This is a genomic window from Rhodococcus sp. P4_F3_2 (assembly GCF_056401335.1).
Genome location: NZ_JBFUJN010000006.1, coordinates 185,276 through 201,096, shown reverse-complemented (window position 1 = coordinate 201,096; position 15,821 = coordinate 185,276). Strand labels below are relative to the sequence as shown.

At 63.3% G+C, this 15,821-nt stretch carries 13 protein-coding genes; 9 read left to right on the top strand and 4 right to left on the bottom strand.

Going from position 1 to position 15,821, the window contains the following annotated elements; genetic code table 11:
* The first annotated feature begins 16 nt into the window (after window positions 1–16).
* The 4 genes from AC1DWA_RS09325 to AC1DWA_RS09310 all read left to right on the top strand — a co-directional run bounded on the left by AC1DWA_RS09325 (window position 17) and on the right by AC1DWA_RS09310 (window position 4,651).
* Window positions 17–1,012 (top strand): ABC transporter ATP-binding protein, encoded by a 996-nt coding sequence (locus AC1DWA_RS09325; protein ID WP_019744695.1) that lies wholly within the window; start codon window positions 17–19, stop codon window positions 1,010–1,012.
* 37 nt (window positions 1,013–1,049) lie between these two features.
* Entirely contained in the window at window positions 1,050–1,826 is a 777-nt protein-coding gene (locus AC1DWA_RS09320) for an ABC transporter permease (protein WP_019744694.1), read from the top strand.
* Window positions 1,827–1,907: 81 nt separating this feature from the next.
* On the top strand, window positions 1,908–2,843 hold the full coding sequence (locus AC1DWA_RS09315) for a 4-(cytidine 5'-diphospho)-2-C-methyl-D-erythritol kinase (RefSeq protein WP_047888461.1): 936 nt from the start codon (window positions 1,908–1,910) through the stop codon (window positions 2,841–2,843).
* Window positions 2,843–4,651, top strand: coding sequence for an ABC-F family ATP-binding cassette domain-containing protein (locus AC1DWA_RS09310; protein ID WP_003946255.1), 1,809 nt, complete (start codon window positions 2,843–2,845; stop codon window positions 4,649–4,651). The genes AC1DWA_RS09315 and AC1DWA_RS09310 overlap by 1 nt, the downstream gene beginning before the upstream one ends.
* On the opposite strand, the gene AC1DWA_RS09305 is transcribed toward AC1DWA_RS09310, so the two are convergent.
* Complete coding sequence (locus tag AC1DWA_RS09305) at window positions 4,648–5,109, bottom strand: TetR/AcrR family transcriptional regulator (protein WP_070795922.1); 462 nt, start codon at window positions 5,107–5,109, stop codon at window positions 4,648–4,650. The two genes, AC1DWA_RS09310 and AC1DWA_RS09305, sit on opposite strands and share 4 nt — an antisense overlap.
* A 176-nt stretch (window positions 5,110–5,285) precedes the next feature.
* Here AC1DWA_RS09305 and AC1DWA_RS09300 point away from each other — a divergent pair, with 176 nt between their 5' ends.
* On the top strand, window positions 5,286–6,524 hold the full coding sequence (locus AC1DWA_RS09300; RefSeq protein WP_477846235.1) for an HNH endonuclease signature motif containing protein: 1,239 nt from the start codon (window positions 5,286–5,288) through the stop codon (window positions 6,522–6,524).
* A 66-nt stretch (window positions 6,525–6,590) separates the two neighbouring features.
* On the opposite strand, the gene AC1DWA_RS09295 is transcribed toward AC1DWA_RS09300, so the two are convergent.
* Entirely contained in the window at window positions 6,591–8,081 is a 1,491-nt protein-coding gene (locus AC1DWA_RS09295; protein WP_070795925.1) for an acetyl-CoA acetyltransferase, read from the bottom strand.
* A gap of 139 nt (window positions 8,082–8,220) precedes the next feature.
* Here AC1DWA_RS09295 and AC1DWA_RS09290 point away from each other — a divergent pair, with 139 nt between their 5' ends.
* Window positions 8,221–9,045, top strand: a complete 825-nt coding sequence (locus AC1DWA_RS09290; protein ID WP_003946247.1) for a helix-turn-helix domain-containing protein — start codon at window positions 8,221–8,223, stop codon at window positions 9,043–9,045.
* A gap of 43 nt (window positions 9,046–9,088) precedes the next feature.
* On the opposite strand, the gene AC1DWA_RS09285 is transcribed toward AC1DWA_RS09290, so the two are convergent.
* Both AC1DWA_RS09285 and AC1DWA_RS09280 read right to left on the bottom strand, forming a co-directional pair.
* Window positions 9,089–10,846: an ABC transporter ATP-binding protein gene (locus AC1DWA_RS09285; protein ID WP_477846234.1), complete on the bottom strand. Its 1,758-nt coding sequence runs from the start codon at window positions 10,844–10,846 to the stop codon at window positions 9,089–9,091.
* Entirely contained in the window at window positions 10,843–12,501 is a 1,659-nt protein-coding gene (locus AC1DWA_RS09280) for an ABC transporter ATP-binding protein (RefSeq protein WP_477846233.1), read from the bottom strand. The genes AC1DWA_RS09285 and AC1DWA_RS09280 overlap by 4 nt, the downstream gene beginning before the upstream one ends.
* Before the next feature lie 258 nt (window positions 12,502–12,759).
* Here AC1DWA_RS09280 and AC1DWA_RS09275 point away from each other — a divergent pair, with 258 nt between their 5' ends.
* The 3 genes from AC1DWA_RS09275 to fepG are packed head-to-tail and all read left to right on the top strand — an operon-like array spanning window position 12,760 to window position 15,817.
* Entirely contained in the window at window positions 12,760–13,647 is an 888-nt protein-coding gene (locus AC1DWA_RS09275) for a siderophore-interacting protein (RefSeq protein ID WP_445387140.1), read from the top strand.
* Entirely contained in the window at window positions 13,644–14,771 is a 1,128-nt protein-coding gene (locus AC1DWA_RS09270) for a Fe(3+)-siderophore ABC transporter permease (protein ID WP_428690815.1), read from the top strand. Before AC1DWA_RS09275 ends, AC1DWA_RS09270 begins: the two co-directional genes overlap by 4 nt.
* A complete protein-coding gene (gene fepG / locus AC1DWA_RS09265) occupies window positions 14,768–15,817 on the top strand; it encodes an iron-enterobactin ABC transporter permease (RefSeq protein WP_019744683.1) in 1,050 nt (349 codons plus the stop codon). The genes AC1DWA_RS09270 and fepG overlap by 4 nt, the downstream gene beginning before the upstream one ends.
* The last annotated feature ends 4 nt before the right edge of the window (window positions 15,818–15,821 follow it).

The window sequence follows — 15,821 nt, the reverse complement described above, 5'->3', positions numbered from 1 at the left end:
GAAATTGGGGCACATCATGAGTCGCATCAACAACGGCAGACCGATGATCGAGACGGAGGCGCTCACCAAGCACTTCGCCCAGGGCAAGAAACTCGTGGAAGCAGTCAAGGGCGTCACTCTCGACGTAGCGGAGGGCGAGTTGGTTGCCTTGCTTGGGCCGAACGGTGCCGGAAAATCGACGACGTTGCGCATGCTGACCACCTTGCTCGAGCCCACTTCCGGTACTGCGCGGATCGCAGGATTCGACATCGCTGCGGCACGAAACGAGGTGCGCTCCAGCCTCGGATACGTCGGACAGGGGAACGGAGCCGGCCACAACCAGCGGGTTCGCGACGAGTTGGTGACGCAGGGGTTGTGCTACGGAATGCCCAAGGGCGACTCGCAGGTCCGGGCCGACGAATTGCTGCGTGATCTCGAACTCACCGAGTTGGGTACTCGAAAGGTCAGTACGCTGTCCGGCGGGCAGCGACGGCGGCTCGATATCGCTCTGGGCCTGGTCCATCGCCCACCGCTCCTGTTCCTCGACGAGCCGACCACGGGCATGGACCCGCAAAGTCGAGCCAACCTCTGGGACCACATCCTGCGGTTGCGGCGCGAGATGGGCACCACGATCGTGCTGACCACGCACTACCTCGAAGAAGCGGATTCGATGGCAGAGCGGGTCATCGTCATCGACGAAGGCACTGTCATCGCGGACAACACCGCTGCCGCACTCAAGGCCGATCTTGCCGGAGATCATTTGTTGCTCACGTTCGACAACGCCGAAGCGGCCGCCATCGCGGCGTCGGTGGCCGAGCAACTTGTCACTGTGCGTGAGGTCACGGTCGAGGCAAGCTCGGTGAGTATCCGTGCCGGCGAGGGTGATTCGACGCTTCCGGTATTGCTGCGTGAAGCCGATGCCCGCGGCGCCCGCGCAGTCACTGCCGACATCACCAGGCCGACTCTCGACGACGTTTTCCTCACTCTCACCGGCCGCAGCCTGCGCGAGAGCGCCGCCGCGGTTGCTTCCTAGAACTACGACGAAGAACTACGACGAACAGGAATCCGCCATGACAATCACACTCGATACCCCACGTAGCGCGCACGGCAACATTGTTCGAGACAGCGCGATCGTGATGGGCCGTGAACTGCGGCCGATGTTGCGTGACCCGGTCAGCGTCATCTTCAGCCTCATCCAGCCGCTGATCCTGTTGGCCCTGTTCGGGCCTCTGCTCAAAGGGGTCCCGGGAACCGGCGACGGCGTATGGAATTGGTTCATCCCCGGTGTATTGGTGATGATCGCGATCTTCGGCACGACGATGACCGGTTCCAACCTTTTGATGGAGATGCAGCAGGGATCCCACGAGCGAATGTTGGTGACTCCGCTCAGACGCTCGTCGTTGTTGATCGGGAGAGCATGCAAGGAGATGGTTCCGCTTGCCGCGCAGGCGATTCTGATCATCCTTGTTGCGCTACCGCTCGGATTGGACGTCAATGCAGCGGGCGCTGCGCTCGGAATCGTCCTGCTGGGAGTGTTCGGCGTCGGACTCGGTGCGCTCTCGTACGCTCTCGCTCTGGCTGTGCGGGAGCAGGATTGGATGTTCTGGGTCGTTCAGCAGACGCTGATGTTCCCGCTCCTGATCCTGTCGGGAACCATGCTTCCGCTCGACGACGCACCAGGTTGGATGAAGGTCCTCGTGAATATCAATCCRCTCGGCTACGTCGTAGACGCCGAGCGGGCACTCTTTGCCGGTGACTTCGCGTCGGGCAGCGTTCTGGCAGGAATCTTCGCTGCCGTCAGCGTGGCTGTGGTCGGCCTGGGGATAGGCGTGCGCGCGGTGAAATAGCGTGGGTGTGCTTGCTGTCGGATGGGGTGCGGCGGTCGCAGGTTTTCGCCCAGGTGTTCGCAGCGCCTATTGTTGTTCCTTGTGCTCTCCGTCGTTCCTCGCCCCGTAGTTGTCCGGGCCCCGTCCAAGGTGAATCTCCACCTTGCCGTCGGGGACCTGCGAGACGACGGCTATCACGAACTGACGACCGTTTTTCAGGCATTGTCGCTGGCAGACACCGTCACGGTGGCGCCTGCGGACACCTTGACCGTGCGGGTGATCGGCGACGACGCCGCGGCCGTACCGACCGATCGCACCAATCTCGTGTGGCGTGCCGCCGAGATGCTGGCGGCCGAGGGTGGCGTGGCTTCGAATGTCGAGATCGTCATCGAGAAGGGCATTCCCGTCGCAGGCGGTATGGCCGGCGGGAGCGCCGACGCGGCAGCCGCGTTGGTTGCGCTCAATTCGTTGTGGAAACTCGACTTCTCGCGGCCTGATCTCGACGCCTTCGCGGCACGTCTCGGGAGTGACGTTCCGTTCTCGCTGCACGGTGGCACTGCCCTCGGGACCGGTCGCGGTGAACAACTTGTCCCCGTCTTGACGCGCCGCACCTTTCACTGGGTGTTGGCGCTGGCCAAGGGAGGCTTGAGCACGCCGGTTGTCTTCCGGGAACTCGACAAGCTTCGCGCCGAAGGCACACCGAATCGATTGGGTAACGCTGACGAGTTGATTCACGCGCTCACCACCGGTGACCCTCATGTGCTCGCCCCGCTGCTCGGAAACGATCTGCAGGCGGCAGCACTCTCACTCAACCCGGATCTACGACGGACGCTGCGAGCGGGTGTCGAAGCCGGAGCTTTGGCCGGCATCGTCTCCGGCTCCGGACCGACGTGCGCCTTTCTCTGCGCCGACGCACAGTCCGCGGTGGAAGTGAGCGCAGAACTTGCGGGAGCGGGGGTGTGCCGCACCGTTCGCGTGGCGAGCGGACCCGTTCCCGGAGCACGAATACTCGACAATGCGGCAAAGGGACAGCACTGATGGCGAATCTGATCAATCTGGAAAACGTGTCGAAGTCTTTCGGCGTCAAGCCGTTGCTCGACGGGGTCTCCCTGGGCGTGGAGGAAGGCGAGCGCATCGGTGTCGTCGGCCTCAACGGTGGCGGCAAGACGACCATGCTCGAAGTCCTCGCGGGTGTGGAGCAGCCGGATTCGGGACGCGTGAGCCGCGTCGGCGGATTGCGCATGGCCGTCGTGACGCAGCGCGGTGTGTTGCCTCCCGGCTCCACGGTCGGTGAAGTGGTCCTGGGGCCGCTCGGAGTGGCTCAGCACGAGTGGGCCGGCGACGCGCGCATTCGTTCGGTGCTCTCGGGTATCGGCATCGACAACTTGGGCGCCGGCGGCGAGCGGTCCGCATTGGACGCCAAGGTCGACGGCTTGTCCGGCGGTGAGCGTCGCCGCGTGGCTCTCGCTGCGGCTCTGGTTCAGGACCTCGATCTGCTGGTGCTCGACGAGCCGACCAACCACCTAGACGTCGAAGGTGTTCAGTGGTTGGCCGAGCACCTCGTCTCGCGTCGCAGCGCGCTTGTCGTCGTGACCCACGATCGCTGGTTCCTCGACACCGTCGCCACCCGCACCTGGGAGGTTGTCGGTGGCGGCGTCGAAAGCTACGAGGGTGGCTACAACGACTGGGTGTTCGCCCGCGCCGAGCGTTCGCGTCAGGCCGACGCTTCCGAAGAGCGTCGACGCAACCTTGCGCGCAAGGAACTCGCATGGCTGCGCCGCGGTGCGCCGGCCCGTACATCGAAGCCGAAGTACCGCATCGAGGCCGCGGAGGCCTTGATCGCTGACGTTCCGGCACCTCGTGACGCGGTGGCACTTGCGTCCTTCGCCCAGCGTCGACTCGGCAAGGTTGTCATCGAACTCGAAGACGCGCGTCTGGAGACCCCGGACGGCCGCGTACTCGTCGAGGATCTGACCTGGCGGCTCGCTCCGGGGGAGCGTGTRGGCCTGGTCGGTGTCAACGGCTCGGGCAAGACGACTCTGCTGCGGACGCTGGCCGGTGAACTCGAGCCGGCAGCAGGCAAGCGCATTCAGGGGCAGACCGTCCACATCGGTTGGCTCAAGCAGGAACTCGACGATCTGCCGACCGACATGCGTGTACTCGACGCGGTCAAGGACGTAGCCGAGCGAATCACGCTGGGGGACAAGGAAGTATCAGCCGGTCAGCTGGCTGAGCGGCTGGGCTTCACACCGGCGCGTCAGCGCACCCCCGTCGGCGATCTGTCCGGTGGTGAGCGCCGCCGTCTGCAGTTGACGCGTGTCCTCATGGCCGAGCCCAACGTTCTGCTTCTCGACGAGCCCACCAACGATCTCGACATCGACACGCTTCAGCAACTCGAGGATCTGCTCGACGGCTGGGCGGGCACCATGGTGGTCATCTCGCACGACCGGTACCTGATCGAGCGCATCTGTGACACCACCTGGGCTCTCTTCGGTGATCGCAAGCTCACCAACCTGCCGGGTGGTATCGAGGACTACCTGCGTCGACGCGCAGCGATGGGGGACGGCGACAACCCGTCGGTGGCCTCGACGGCGAGTGGTGCGTCGAAGAGCAAGCAGGTCCGCGACGGTGCCGCGGATCGCGCTGCACGCAAGGAGCTTTCGAAGCTCGAGCGGTCAATTGCGAAGTTCGACGACCGCGAGAAGAAGCTGCACGCTTCCCTCGCCGACGCAGCCACCGACCCGGACAAGCTGCAGAAGCTCGGGGCTGAACTCAAGCAGGTCATCGCGGACAAGGAAGCCGCCGAGGAGCAGTGGATGGAGCTGTTCGCCGAGCTGGACGGCTAGGGGAACTTCGCTCCGAATTTCTTGAAGATTCGCTCTGGATCCACGCTCTCCGGTGCTTGCTCGCGTAGCAGTGCGTCCAGAACGACCCCGTCCAGTGCTGCGACCAACTCCGTTGCATCGGACGAGGTCATGCCGCGTTCGACCAAGATGTCGACAAACCGATCCCGACCACGCACCAGTTCCACTGCGAGGTCGGGATCGTGGAATGACGCGATGATCAGTTCGTAACGCGCCCGGGTGCGGCCGGATTCAGGCCCCAGCCACCGGGACACTTGTTGCTTCGGTGTCTCGCCTGGGCGAGGAAGATCGCCGTCCAGAAGGTGTCGCACCACCTCGACTATCAGTCCACGTTGATTTGCGAAGTAGTGCCGTGCGCTGCCGTGTGGCACGCCTGCCTCGTCTTCGACGCCTCTCATCGACCAGGCCCGAAACCCAATCCGGCCCGTCTTCTTCGACATCCTGCTCGTGCTGTGTGTTGTTGCGATTGTGTGTTTTGCGGGGTATGTCTTCTATCGCGTGATATTGGACGACTAGGTGAATGTTGATGTACTTCAACAGGTCTCGAGTCTTCATGTTCCCGAAGTTGTCCGCTTTGTCTCTGGCTATCGAAAATATGTTCGATTAAACTTTCGGTATGGATAGTCGGGAAGCATGGCAGCTGGATGGTGAGGGCCTCAAGGGTGAGGTTCTGGATCTGGTGCGTGCCCGGCACGAGTTGCAGTCGCGGTTGGTGTTGCTGATCGTGGAGATGTTTTCCCGGGAGGTGCTCGGTGGGAAGGGTTTTCGGGCGATCGCGCAGTGGTTGCATGGTTCGACGAATCTGGAGATCGGTGAGTGCAGTCTGCTGGTCGGGTTGGCGCGGTTGTTGATGCTCGAACCYGTTGTGGGCGATGCGTTTCAYCGTGGTGAYGTGGATGCGTTGAAAGCGCGTCAGGTGGCGTCGTTTTGTCAGCATCCACCGAAGAACATGACCCTGGCGGATGTGGACAAGGCYCGCGGGATCTTGTTGGGGTTGGCGTCGAAGAACATCGCGGATTGTGATGCGGTGCGGGCGGCGATTCGGCGGATCGAGAAGCAGTACGGAAAACGCGAGGACGGTGTTCCGGTCGGCGAGGATTCGGAGCGTAACGAGTTCTACGCCTCGAAAGGCCTGTACGGCAGAGTAACTGTGAAGGGCGACTTGGATGCTGTGAACGGGGCGCGTCTGATCACCTTGTTGTCGAGTCTGTCCGCTCCGACGCCGGAGAAGGACGGCGTGAAGGACACGCGTACTCCGGCATTACGGCGTGCGGACGGGTTTTGCGAGTTGTTGCGCCGGTACGAGCGAGCGGGGTTGGGCCCGATCGAAGGCGGAGTGAAACCACACATCACGGTCACCGCCAGCGCGAAAGACATGACGGACCTGCAAGCTTTGAAAGACCTCCTGCCGTCCACTGAGGAACTCGGGTTYGCGTGGACGGATTGGGTGGGTCCGATCAGTATCGACACTGCCCGGATGTTGGCGTGCGACTGCACCGTCACCCGGATCCTCCTGGATGAGAATGGTGTTCCGCTCGACTGCGGTAAGGAAGCGAGAACGGCGACGGTGCCGCAGCGGCGGGCGTTGGCGGTTCGTGATGGTGGGTGTGCGTTTCCGGGGTGTGGGACGCCGTCGGGGTGGTGCGATGCTCATCATATTGTTCACTGGAATGATGGTGGTCCAACGGATCTCGACAATCTGATCTTGTTGTGCGGTCATCATCATCGGACGTTGCATCATACGGAGTGGCGGGTGGAGATCGGCCCGGATCGGAAGTCGGTGTTCTACCCACCGATGTCGGTTGATCCGCACCAGCATCCGATCGGCGGGAACAGTCCGCCCACCGCGGCGTGAATCGCGACAACTGAAGACGTGAGCGCCGGGGCACAAACATGCCCCGGTGCTCACGGCTGTCGACCGTCAGAACGTGAGCGTGAGCTTCCCGTTCTCGTCGCTGATATGAACGGTCCGCCCGATCGCCGCCGGGTTGTCACCGCGAAGCTGGGTCAGTTCGGCGGCATTCTCGGGACCGGTGTGACCGGCGACGCGGCCGCCGTCCGGCGTTGTTGCAATCACGAACCCGATCTCAGGTTCGCCAGTGCGACCGTATTCGACAGAGGCAGTGACGATTTCCGCAGTGCCCTGGTAATCGGTGATCAGTTCCGGAGCTTCCGCGGTCAAAGCACGTGCGTCGGGGTCACCGACGTACCCGTCGGCATGAGCGGCGGCCGACAGCAGTACGCAGTGCTGGTATGTGAGGAATCCACCGTTGGCGTGGACGAGGGCAAGGTTCGCGCCGTCGCGAATTCGCCTGGTGACTTCAGCGACGGAATGCAGGGTGTAGCTGTTGAGCGGTCCGCCGAAGAACGAGTGACCTCCGGTGACGCTTGGGATCGCAGTATCGGGAAGTCCGAGTTCGCGGATCAACAGCTTGGGCACGATCGGGAAGCAGCTGTAGGCATCTACGATGTCGAGTACGTCGGCGCCGACTCCGGCACCATCGAGTGTGCGATGTACGGCGTCATGCATCGCGGCCGAGCTGTCGAAGCTGTTGCGGCTGAGGATGTCCAACGGATCACTCGCACCAGCGCCGCCCCAGAGGTACACCAGTTTGCTTTCATCGATCCCGAACTCGCGGGCGGTCGACAACGAGCAGACGACAACGGCCGCAGCCTGATTGACGAAGGGCATGGCGTTGAGCATCAGCGGGTACGGCTCGGAGACCATCCGATTGCCAGGTCCGACGGTGCCGATCTCGTCTGCCGATCGGATCTCCGACGTCCAGGAGGCTGGATTCTTCGATGCCAGTTCCGAGAAGGCGGCGTACATCTTCGCGGACCAGGCGAGCGATTCGCGGGCGCCGTGGCCCTCGGCAGCACTGAAACAGTTCTCGAAGAGCGGGTAGACGCGCGTCGGCACGATGAAACCGGCGCGCTGCATTTCAGGGCTTCCCAGGTCGGCCGGATCGAATCCGGGAGGCCCACCGGGCGCAGCGGTCCACCCGATCGAGTCGGGAGCGACTCCGGACTTTCGCAGCGCGGTGCTGCTGGCGTGCGATTCGCCGCCCACGAGCAGAGCAGCCGAGGATTCACCGCGAGCGATGGCCGCGCCGATCCGATCGAGGAGTGCCGCCGGCCAGTGGCCACCGATCGGCGAGGTAGAGGTGACAGTGGGGGTCGCGCCTAATCGTGAGGCAAGCAGCCCGGGGAGATCGTCGTACGACCAGCTGACTGTCTTGATCGCGAACACGGAATCGATCTGTGTTCCCAGTTCAGCGTGTCCACTGTCGTTCAACGCGGCGACGGTGGCGTCGTGAATCAAGTCAAGAGGTTCGCGGTGCCCGTCGGCAGGATTCCAGCGCAGATCGCCGACGCCGACGATGACCGGGATTCGTGATGCGTCAACCATCATGTACCTCTCGTTGCCGACCCGTAGCCGGGAGTTGCAGTCACGATATCGGGGACCCCGGTATGTGTAACTCCGGGGTCACAGTCAACAATTTTCGGGTTCCTATTTAGGTATGCCTAACGAAAGTCCTATACTCGTCTTCATGACAGCTGTGGCAGAGAGAATTTCGGTGCCCGTGGGGCCGCGTTCCATCGATCACCCCTACTCGATGACAACGGTGACTCTGAAGCTCTCTCATCAGCGGCAGTGGGCCCCGCATCGTCATCCTGAACATGAGCTGATCTGGGGAAACTCCGGTGGAATGCTCACGGTTGTCGCTGACGGCATCACCTGGGAGGTGCCGCCTTCGGCCGGACTGTGGCTGCCTGCCGGGGCGTTGCATGCCGTGAAGGCGGGCCCAGGTACCGAGTTCTTCTGCACGTACTTCCGGCCTGAGGCGCACGCCGCGCCGTCGGGTGTTCCGGGCTTGTTCGGTGTCAGCGCTCTCCTGCGTGAGGTACTCCTGCACATGCATCGGCGGAACATGCCCGACGAGGCGCGCAGTCGCGCCGAGCGGGTGGCCTTCGACATGTTGCAGCCGCTCGAAGTTGCTGCGGTGGAGGTTCCGATGCCGACCGATCCGCGAGCGTTGTTCGTCGCCGAAGCGTTGGTCGCCAATCCGGCAGACCAGCGGTCGCTGTCCGAATGGGCGCTGACGGCCGGCGGTAGCGTCCGTACGCTGACGCGTGTATTCGCTCAGGGCACGGGAATGACCTTTGCACAGTGGCGAATTCAGGTTCGTGTCCGCGCAGCACTGACGTACCTGGCTGCTGGCGTGCCGGTTTCGGTTGTCAGTAGGCGGGTCGGATACGAAACTCCGAGTGCTTTTGTCGCAGTGTTCCGCCGGGTCACCGGCCGGACACCCGGCAGCATGATGAACAAGGGGAGCGTGGCTCCCGAATCGGTGCCGTATCTCCTGCACGCTTGAGTTGGGTTGCACCGGGCGGAAGTGCCCGGTGCAACCGTCGCGGTCAACGCCGCGGCGCGGACCACGCTTCCCACAGTTCCGCGTACCGACCCCCGAGGTTGACCAACTCGTCGTGAGAGCCGTGCTCGACGACGCGGCCGTCGTCCATCACCAGGATCTGATCGGCGTCGACGGCCTGTGAGAGTCGGTGTGCCACTGTGACAGCAGTGCGACCCCGGGTCAGGGCGAGAGCGGCATCGTCGAGGACCTTGGCTCCGGCGCTGCCCGCTTCGGCGGTCGCCTCGTCGAGAATCAGCAGCGGCGGATCCAGTAATTCGATTCTTGCCAACGCAAGTTGTTGGGCCTGTGTTGCGGTCAGCCGGTGTCCACCGTCTCCGACGACGGTTTCGAGTCCGTCCGGGAGTGCCCGCAGCCAATCGGAGGCGCCGACGGTATCGAGCGCTGCGATGATGTCGCTGTCGGTTGCCGACGGGTCGGCCAGCCGCAGATCCTCGGCCAACGTGCCGGCAAAGACGTGGACCTCCTGAGTCACGAGGGCCACCGCGCTCCGAGAGGTCGACGGTGGCAGTTCGTTCCGGGGCACCGTCCCGATCTTCACGACGCCTTCGGTCGGTTCGTAGGTCCCCGCGACCAGTTTTGCGACTGTCGATTTTCCGGCTCCGGTAGCGCCCACCAGCGCCGTGACGGTTCCTGCCGGAAGGGTGATGTGGATGTCTCGCAGAACAGGAGCGTCGCCGCTTCGGTACGAGAAGGTGACGCGTTCCAAAGACGCCGAGCTGTCGACAGGTTCCTGCGGATCGGTCGGTGCGGATGGCAGGGGCGCAAGGGTGACTCCGACCAGGCGAGCCAAYGCGATTGTGCCTTCCTGCAATTCGTCGAACACGCTGAGAACCGCGCCCACCGGATCGAAGAGGCGGTGGAAGAACAGGGCTGCGGCGGTGGCGGCACCGATGCTGATCTGACCGTCCTTCACCAGCCAGAAGCCGGTGATCAGCACAGCGGACAGGCCGATGAACTCCGCGATGTTGAGCCGGCCGAAGAACCTGGTGCGTAGACGCGTGGTCAACAAGCTCAGGCGGACGGCGGCCATCGATCGAGATTCGATCTGTTCGAGATGTGGCTGGGCCAGGCGAAGCGATCCGACGGTGTCGGAGTTGCTCAGCGAGTCCAGGAGCTGTTGCGCACGTGCACCTTCTGCCTCCCTCTCCTCGCGGTAGACCGGTGCCGACCTCGAGAGGTACCAGCGCAGCGCCTGGATCTGGATGGGTGCCGCGATCACCGCGGCGACAGCCAATCGCCAATCGAGGCTACCCAATCCGATCAGCGTCAACACGATGGTCAGTGCCGCGGTGGCAAAAACCGGAAGGGCTTCGGATACGGCCCGAGTCACCAACCGCACGTCGCCGGTGATGCGGGAGACCAGGTCTCCGCGCCCGGCGCGTTCGACGTCGCTCTGGGGAAGATCGAGAACCCGGACGACAACTTCTTCGCGCAGGTCGGCGACAACACGTTCACCGACACCGGCAAGCAGGTAGTTGCTCACTCCGACGAGAAGGGACGAGGTAACCGCGATGCCGACCAACGCGAGAGTCAGTGTGCCGATGCGAGAGACAGCGTCGCCGTCTCCGTCGGTCACGGCGTCGACCATGGCGCCGAGGACCAGCGGTGTGAGCAGACCTATCGCGGTCGCGGCGGTCAGGGTGACGACTGCTGCGATCGCGGAGATCCGGTGGGGTCCCATCAACCGAAGTGCCGCGCGGCGCGCTTGTTTCGGTGTTGCGGTGGGGAGTAGTTCGTTCACAGCTCGATCACCCGATCGCAGATATCGAGCAGCACGGGGCTGCTGGTCAGAAGTATTGTGGCGTGCGCCCCGCGTACCTCGGCGATCCCGCGAGCAATGCGCGCTTCGGTGACGGAGTCGACGGCAGTGGTGGGATCGTGCAGCACCAGGACGGGCGCTTCGCTCGCCAGTGCCCTCGCCAACGCGATGCGCTGACGCTGTCCGCCGGACAAAGAATTCCCTTGCTCGGTGACTCGGGTGGCGAGGCCGAGCGGCAGTGCCGAGATCACTTGATCTGCGGCGGCAGCGGCGATGGCCTCGTCGTTGCGGCGACCGATCGGTGCGAGGGCGTCGATGTTGTCGCCGACTGTGCCGATGAACAGTGTCGCGTCGTGCGGTGCTGCCAGAACGTGAGTGCGAAGTTCGTCGATGTGCAGCTCGTGAATGGCGTTGTCGCCGAGATGAATTGTTCCGCTCGAAGGCTCGATTCGACGCGCCAGTGCGTCGACCAACGCATCCGCCCAAGCTGCATTCTCGGTGACGATGCCGATGATCTCGCCGCGTTTGACGTCGAGATCGACTGGTGATGCTCCGGCCAACACGACGTCACGCAGCGTCAGGAACTCCGAGTGATTCAGGGGCACAGGTTCACCCGCGGGAGTCACAGCCTCGGTGGTCCCGAGAAGTGCTGCGACGCGGTTGGCGGAAGCACGCGCCCGTGCCAGGCCGGCGCCGAAGTAGATGATGTCGATCAACGGACCGCGAAGGAACTGTGCCAGACCAACCACGGCAACGAATTCACCGACCGAGATGCTCCCGGACGCTGCCATCCGTCCACCCACGTACGCGATGACGGCGAGGAAAGCGCCGGCGATCGCAACATTGGCGGCGGAGTACATCGCTTGGTATCTCTGTGCGCGAAGGGTTGCTTCCAACGAAGTCCGGCTGGCTCCCCGATACCGCTGCGCTGCAGCATCTCCGGCGCCGATGCCGGAGAGGATTCGAAGTCCGGAAAGTAGATCTGCGGCCAGGGCACCGGCCTTGGCGCCCTGCCATTGATCGGTCTCGGCTCGGCGTTCGAGCGGTCGACTGACCACCTGCATGAGAGCCAGCACCGGGGGCGTACCGAGAATGACGAGCAGGCCGAGTGGCACCGAAATCACCAGCAGCGAGATCGCTGCGGTCAGTACTCCGCAAGCCGCGGCGAGCTTGGTGCTCAGCGTGTGGGTGAATCCGGCCACCGAACCCGCGTCGGACGTCGCGATCGAATAGACCTCGCCAGGCATGCGCCGCGGCGACATGCCGTGCGGATCGAGGCCTCGGCGCGCGATGTCCATCCGCAAGCGATGTGCACCGTGCTCGGTGACGGAATCGGAGATGCGTGCCGCGAAGCGCCAACTGAGCAACAAGCCGGTGAAGAGAATTCCGAGAACGAGGATCCACTTTCCGAGTGCGGCGGCATCGCTGGTCGCGACAGCACGGTCGATCACCGCACCGATCACCACCGGCACCAACGCTTCCGCGACCTGGTGGCCGGTGAAGCCGACGGACGCCGCCGCCAACTTGGCTCCGCGACCTTCGGAAGCGATCGCGCGTGTGATTACCTGGCGCGGCGTGATCGCCGGGCCGGTTGGGGGACCGTTTGTCTCGGCCGAAAGAAGTGGTGTCGAAGGCACTGGGTCCACGCTAGGGATCGTGGGCGGTAGTCAGAAGTCACACCGGTGCCAATACTTGTCGTGAACAGGCCATATGTATTGCGTTGGCCGAATTGCGATAGTAGTTGGCCCCGTTGCAGCGGAGAAGGCATCGACTCATCGACAACACTGCAATAAATTAAGGTCTACCTTACTTAGCGCGGGTTAACTATGTCCGGAAGTCGGATTTGATCCTTGTGTTCGGGTCCGGTTCATGTTCCATCGATGTTGGAGATTGTTGTGAGTCTTGTGTTCGGCGAGGTACTTCACAAGGAGTACGTGACCCCGGGAATGGTTCGTGTCGTGTTCGGAGGGGAGGAACTGACCGCCTTCGAAACCACCGGTACCGGTGACGAATACCTGCGCCTCCACTTCCCGGTCCCGGCTACAGGCGAGTTCGTTCTACCTGCGGAAGATCCGGACGCACCGCGCGGTTGGCGGTACCCGGAGGGCGAGGAACCGTCCCCGTGCCAGCCGTACACCGTGCGACGGTTCGATGCCGAAACCAGCCGAATGACAATCGACTTCGTCGTTCACGAGGGCGGAATCGCCAGCGACTGGGCGCAGAAAGCCGAGATCGGTGACAAGTTGGCGATCGGCGAGTCTCGTGGCCTCTACGAGCCGCCGGCCGACGCACGCTGGCAGGTGTTCGTCGCCGACGCAACCGGACTCCCCGCACTCGGTCGTCTGATCGAACAGTTGCCGGCCGGCATGTCGGCCAAGGCGATCGTCGAGGTGGTGGACGAGTCGCACAAGCAGCAGATCACCTCGGACGCCGACGTCGAGTTCATCTGGCTGGTCGGCAGTGGCAACGGTGTTGCACCGTCGAAGCTGCCGGACGCGGTTCGCGCGATGAACCTGCCCACCGAACTCGGATACGTGTGGGTGGCAGGCGAGAGCACGATGCTCCGTGACATCCGCAAGTACCTTCGCCACGAACTCAAGTTGCCGGGTGAGCAGTACAAGGTCATCGGCTACTGGACGTACAAGGCCGAGGTCTGGAACGCGAAGTACGAGGCCCTCGACGAGAGTGTCCGCGCGGCACTCGATGCGGCCTGGGAATCGGACCGCGACGAGGAAGAGATCCGCGACGAGGTCGAGAAGACTCTAGAGAGCGCCGGCTTGTGACCGTTGGATTAGACAAGAGTGCCGTCGACCAGAGTGCGGCTGACGAGAAAGCCGTCGACAAACACACCGAAGAACTGATCGACGAGTCGCTGCAAGAGAAGCAGAAGCAACCGGACGGCCTGGTATCGACCAACTCTCGTCGTATGGCGGGTCTTCTGGTGTGCCTGGTGGTGCTCGCCGCCGTGCTCCTTCTGAGTATCGCGGTGGGATCGAAGACCATTCCGTTCGGGACCGTGATCGACGCGCTGGTGAACTACGACGATTCCAATGATCACGTGATCATCCGTGACCTGCGACTACCGCGTACTCTGCTCGGTCTCATAGTCGGCATGGCGCTCGGCGTGGCCGGTGGCCTCATCCAGGCGATGACACGAAATCCCTTGGCTGATCCCGGAATTCTCGGTGTCAATGCCGGAGCAGGCTTTGCGATGGTTGTCGCCGTCGCGGTCTTCGGCCTGACCAGCATCTGGTCGTACATCTGGTTCGCGTTCCTCGGAGCGGTGATAGCCACGGCGATCGTCTACACGCTGGGCTCGATCGGCCGAGGTGGTGCGACGCCCATTCGGCTGACGCTGGCCGGTGTTGCCATCGGCTCCGTGCTCGGCGGCATCTCGTCCGGCATCACCTTGCTCAACCCGACCGCCTTCGACCAGATGCGCCAGTGGAATGCCGGCTCACTCAGCGGACGTTCGTTGGAAATCGTTCTGGCTGTTGCCCCCTTCATTCTCATCGGGCTCTTCCTGGCGCTCGCGTTGGCGCGCCAACTCAACGCCGTGGCCTTGGGTGACGATCTGGCACGTTCGCTCGGTGCCAACATCACTCGTACTCGTATCCTCGGCGTCATCGCGGTGACCTTGCTGTGTGGCGCAGCGACAGCTGCGGCCGGCCCGATCGGATTTGTCGGTTTGATGGTTCCGCACGTCGCGAGATGGTTCGTCGGACCGGATCAGCGATGGATTCTCCCGTACACGTTGGTGTGCTCGCCGATTCTTCTTCTCTTCTCCGACGTCGTCGGCCGAATCGTGCTGCGCCCGGGTGAACTTCAGGTCGGCATCGTCACGGCATTCATCGGAGCTCCGGTGCTGATCATGCTGGTGCGTCGAAGCAAGGTGAGCGGTCTGTGAGCATCGATTTCGGGCGCCCCACCACGGTGGTGCGCTCACCCAAAGAAGGGTGGTCCGCGCGGATCGACGTCCGCACGGTCACGGTCTGCCTCATCCTCGTTGCGCTTGCACTGGCGATCGGTGTCATCGCCCTCGGTAGTGGTGACTACCAGGTGCCGATCGGGGACGTCCTCGGCGCACTGTTCGGCGAGGCTCCCGCGCGTATCCACATGGTTGTCGTGGAATGGCGTCTGCCCCGAGTTCTGTTGGCGCTGATGCTCGGTGCGGCACTCGGCATGAGCGGTGCGATCTTCCAATCGCTCACCAGGAACCCGTTGGGTAGCCCAGACATCATCGGCTTCAACTCCGGTGCGTACACGGGCGCCCTTGTGGTCATCCTCCTCATCGGTGGTACTTACTACGAGATCGCAGTCGGTGCTCTGGTGGGCGGAATCGCGACCGCAGCAGTGGTTTACCTCCTTGCGTACAAGCGTGGTGTGCAGGGATTCCGGTTGATCATCGTCGGTATCGCCATCAGTGCGATGTTGGGCTCGGTCAACACCTGGATGATTCTCAAGGCGAAACTTGACGACGCCATGGCCGCGGCAGTGTGGGGTGCCGGTTCGTTGAACGGTCTCGGCTGGACTCAGGTGTGGCCGGTGGTCGTCGTGCTGGCCATCCTCGTTCCGCTGATCCTGGTGTTGGGCAGGCGGATGCAGATGCTCGAGATGGGCGACGACGCCGCCAAGGCGCTCGGCGTCCGGGCCGAACCCACGCGGCTTTCCCTGGTTGTTCTGGGTGTCGCTCTGACGGCCATGGTGACAGCAGCGGCCGGACCGATCGGATTCGTCTCGCTGGCGGCTCCGCAATTGGTGAGGCGATTGACCGGTAGTGCCGGAGTGACCCTGCTGCCGTCGGCAGCAATGGGTGGCGCGTTGCTGATGGTCAGCGACTGGGTGGCGCAGCGAGCTTTTGCACCGACACAGTTGCCGGTCGGCGTCGTCACGGTCTCCATCGGTGGCATCTATTTTGTATGGCTTCTCGCGCGAGAGGCCCGTAAGCAGTGATCGG

What these genes read in the sequence shown, in the direction of transcription:
- AC1DWA_RS09325 (WP_019744695.1), top strand. Translation starts at nt 17, where the DNA reads ATGAGTCGCATCAACAACGGCAGACCGATGATCGAGACGGAGGCGCTC.
- AC1DWA_RS09305 (WP_070795922.1), bottom strand. Translation starts at nt 5,109, where the DNA reads ATGTCGAAGAAGACGGGCCGGATTGGGTTTCGGGCCTGGTCGATGAGA.
- AC1DWA_RS09295 (WP_070795925.1), bottom strand. Translation starts at nt 8,081, where the DNA reads ATGATGGTTGACGCATCACGAATCCCGGTCATCGTCGGCGTCGGCGAT.
- AC1DWA_RS09290 (WP_003946247.1), top strand. Translation starts at nt 8,221, where the DNA reads ATGACAGCTGTGGCAGAGAGAATTTCGGTGCCCGTGGGGCCGCGTTCC.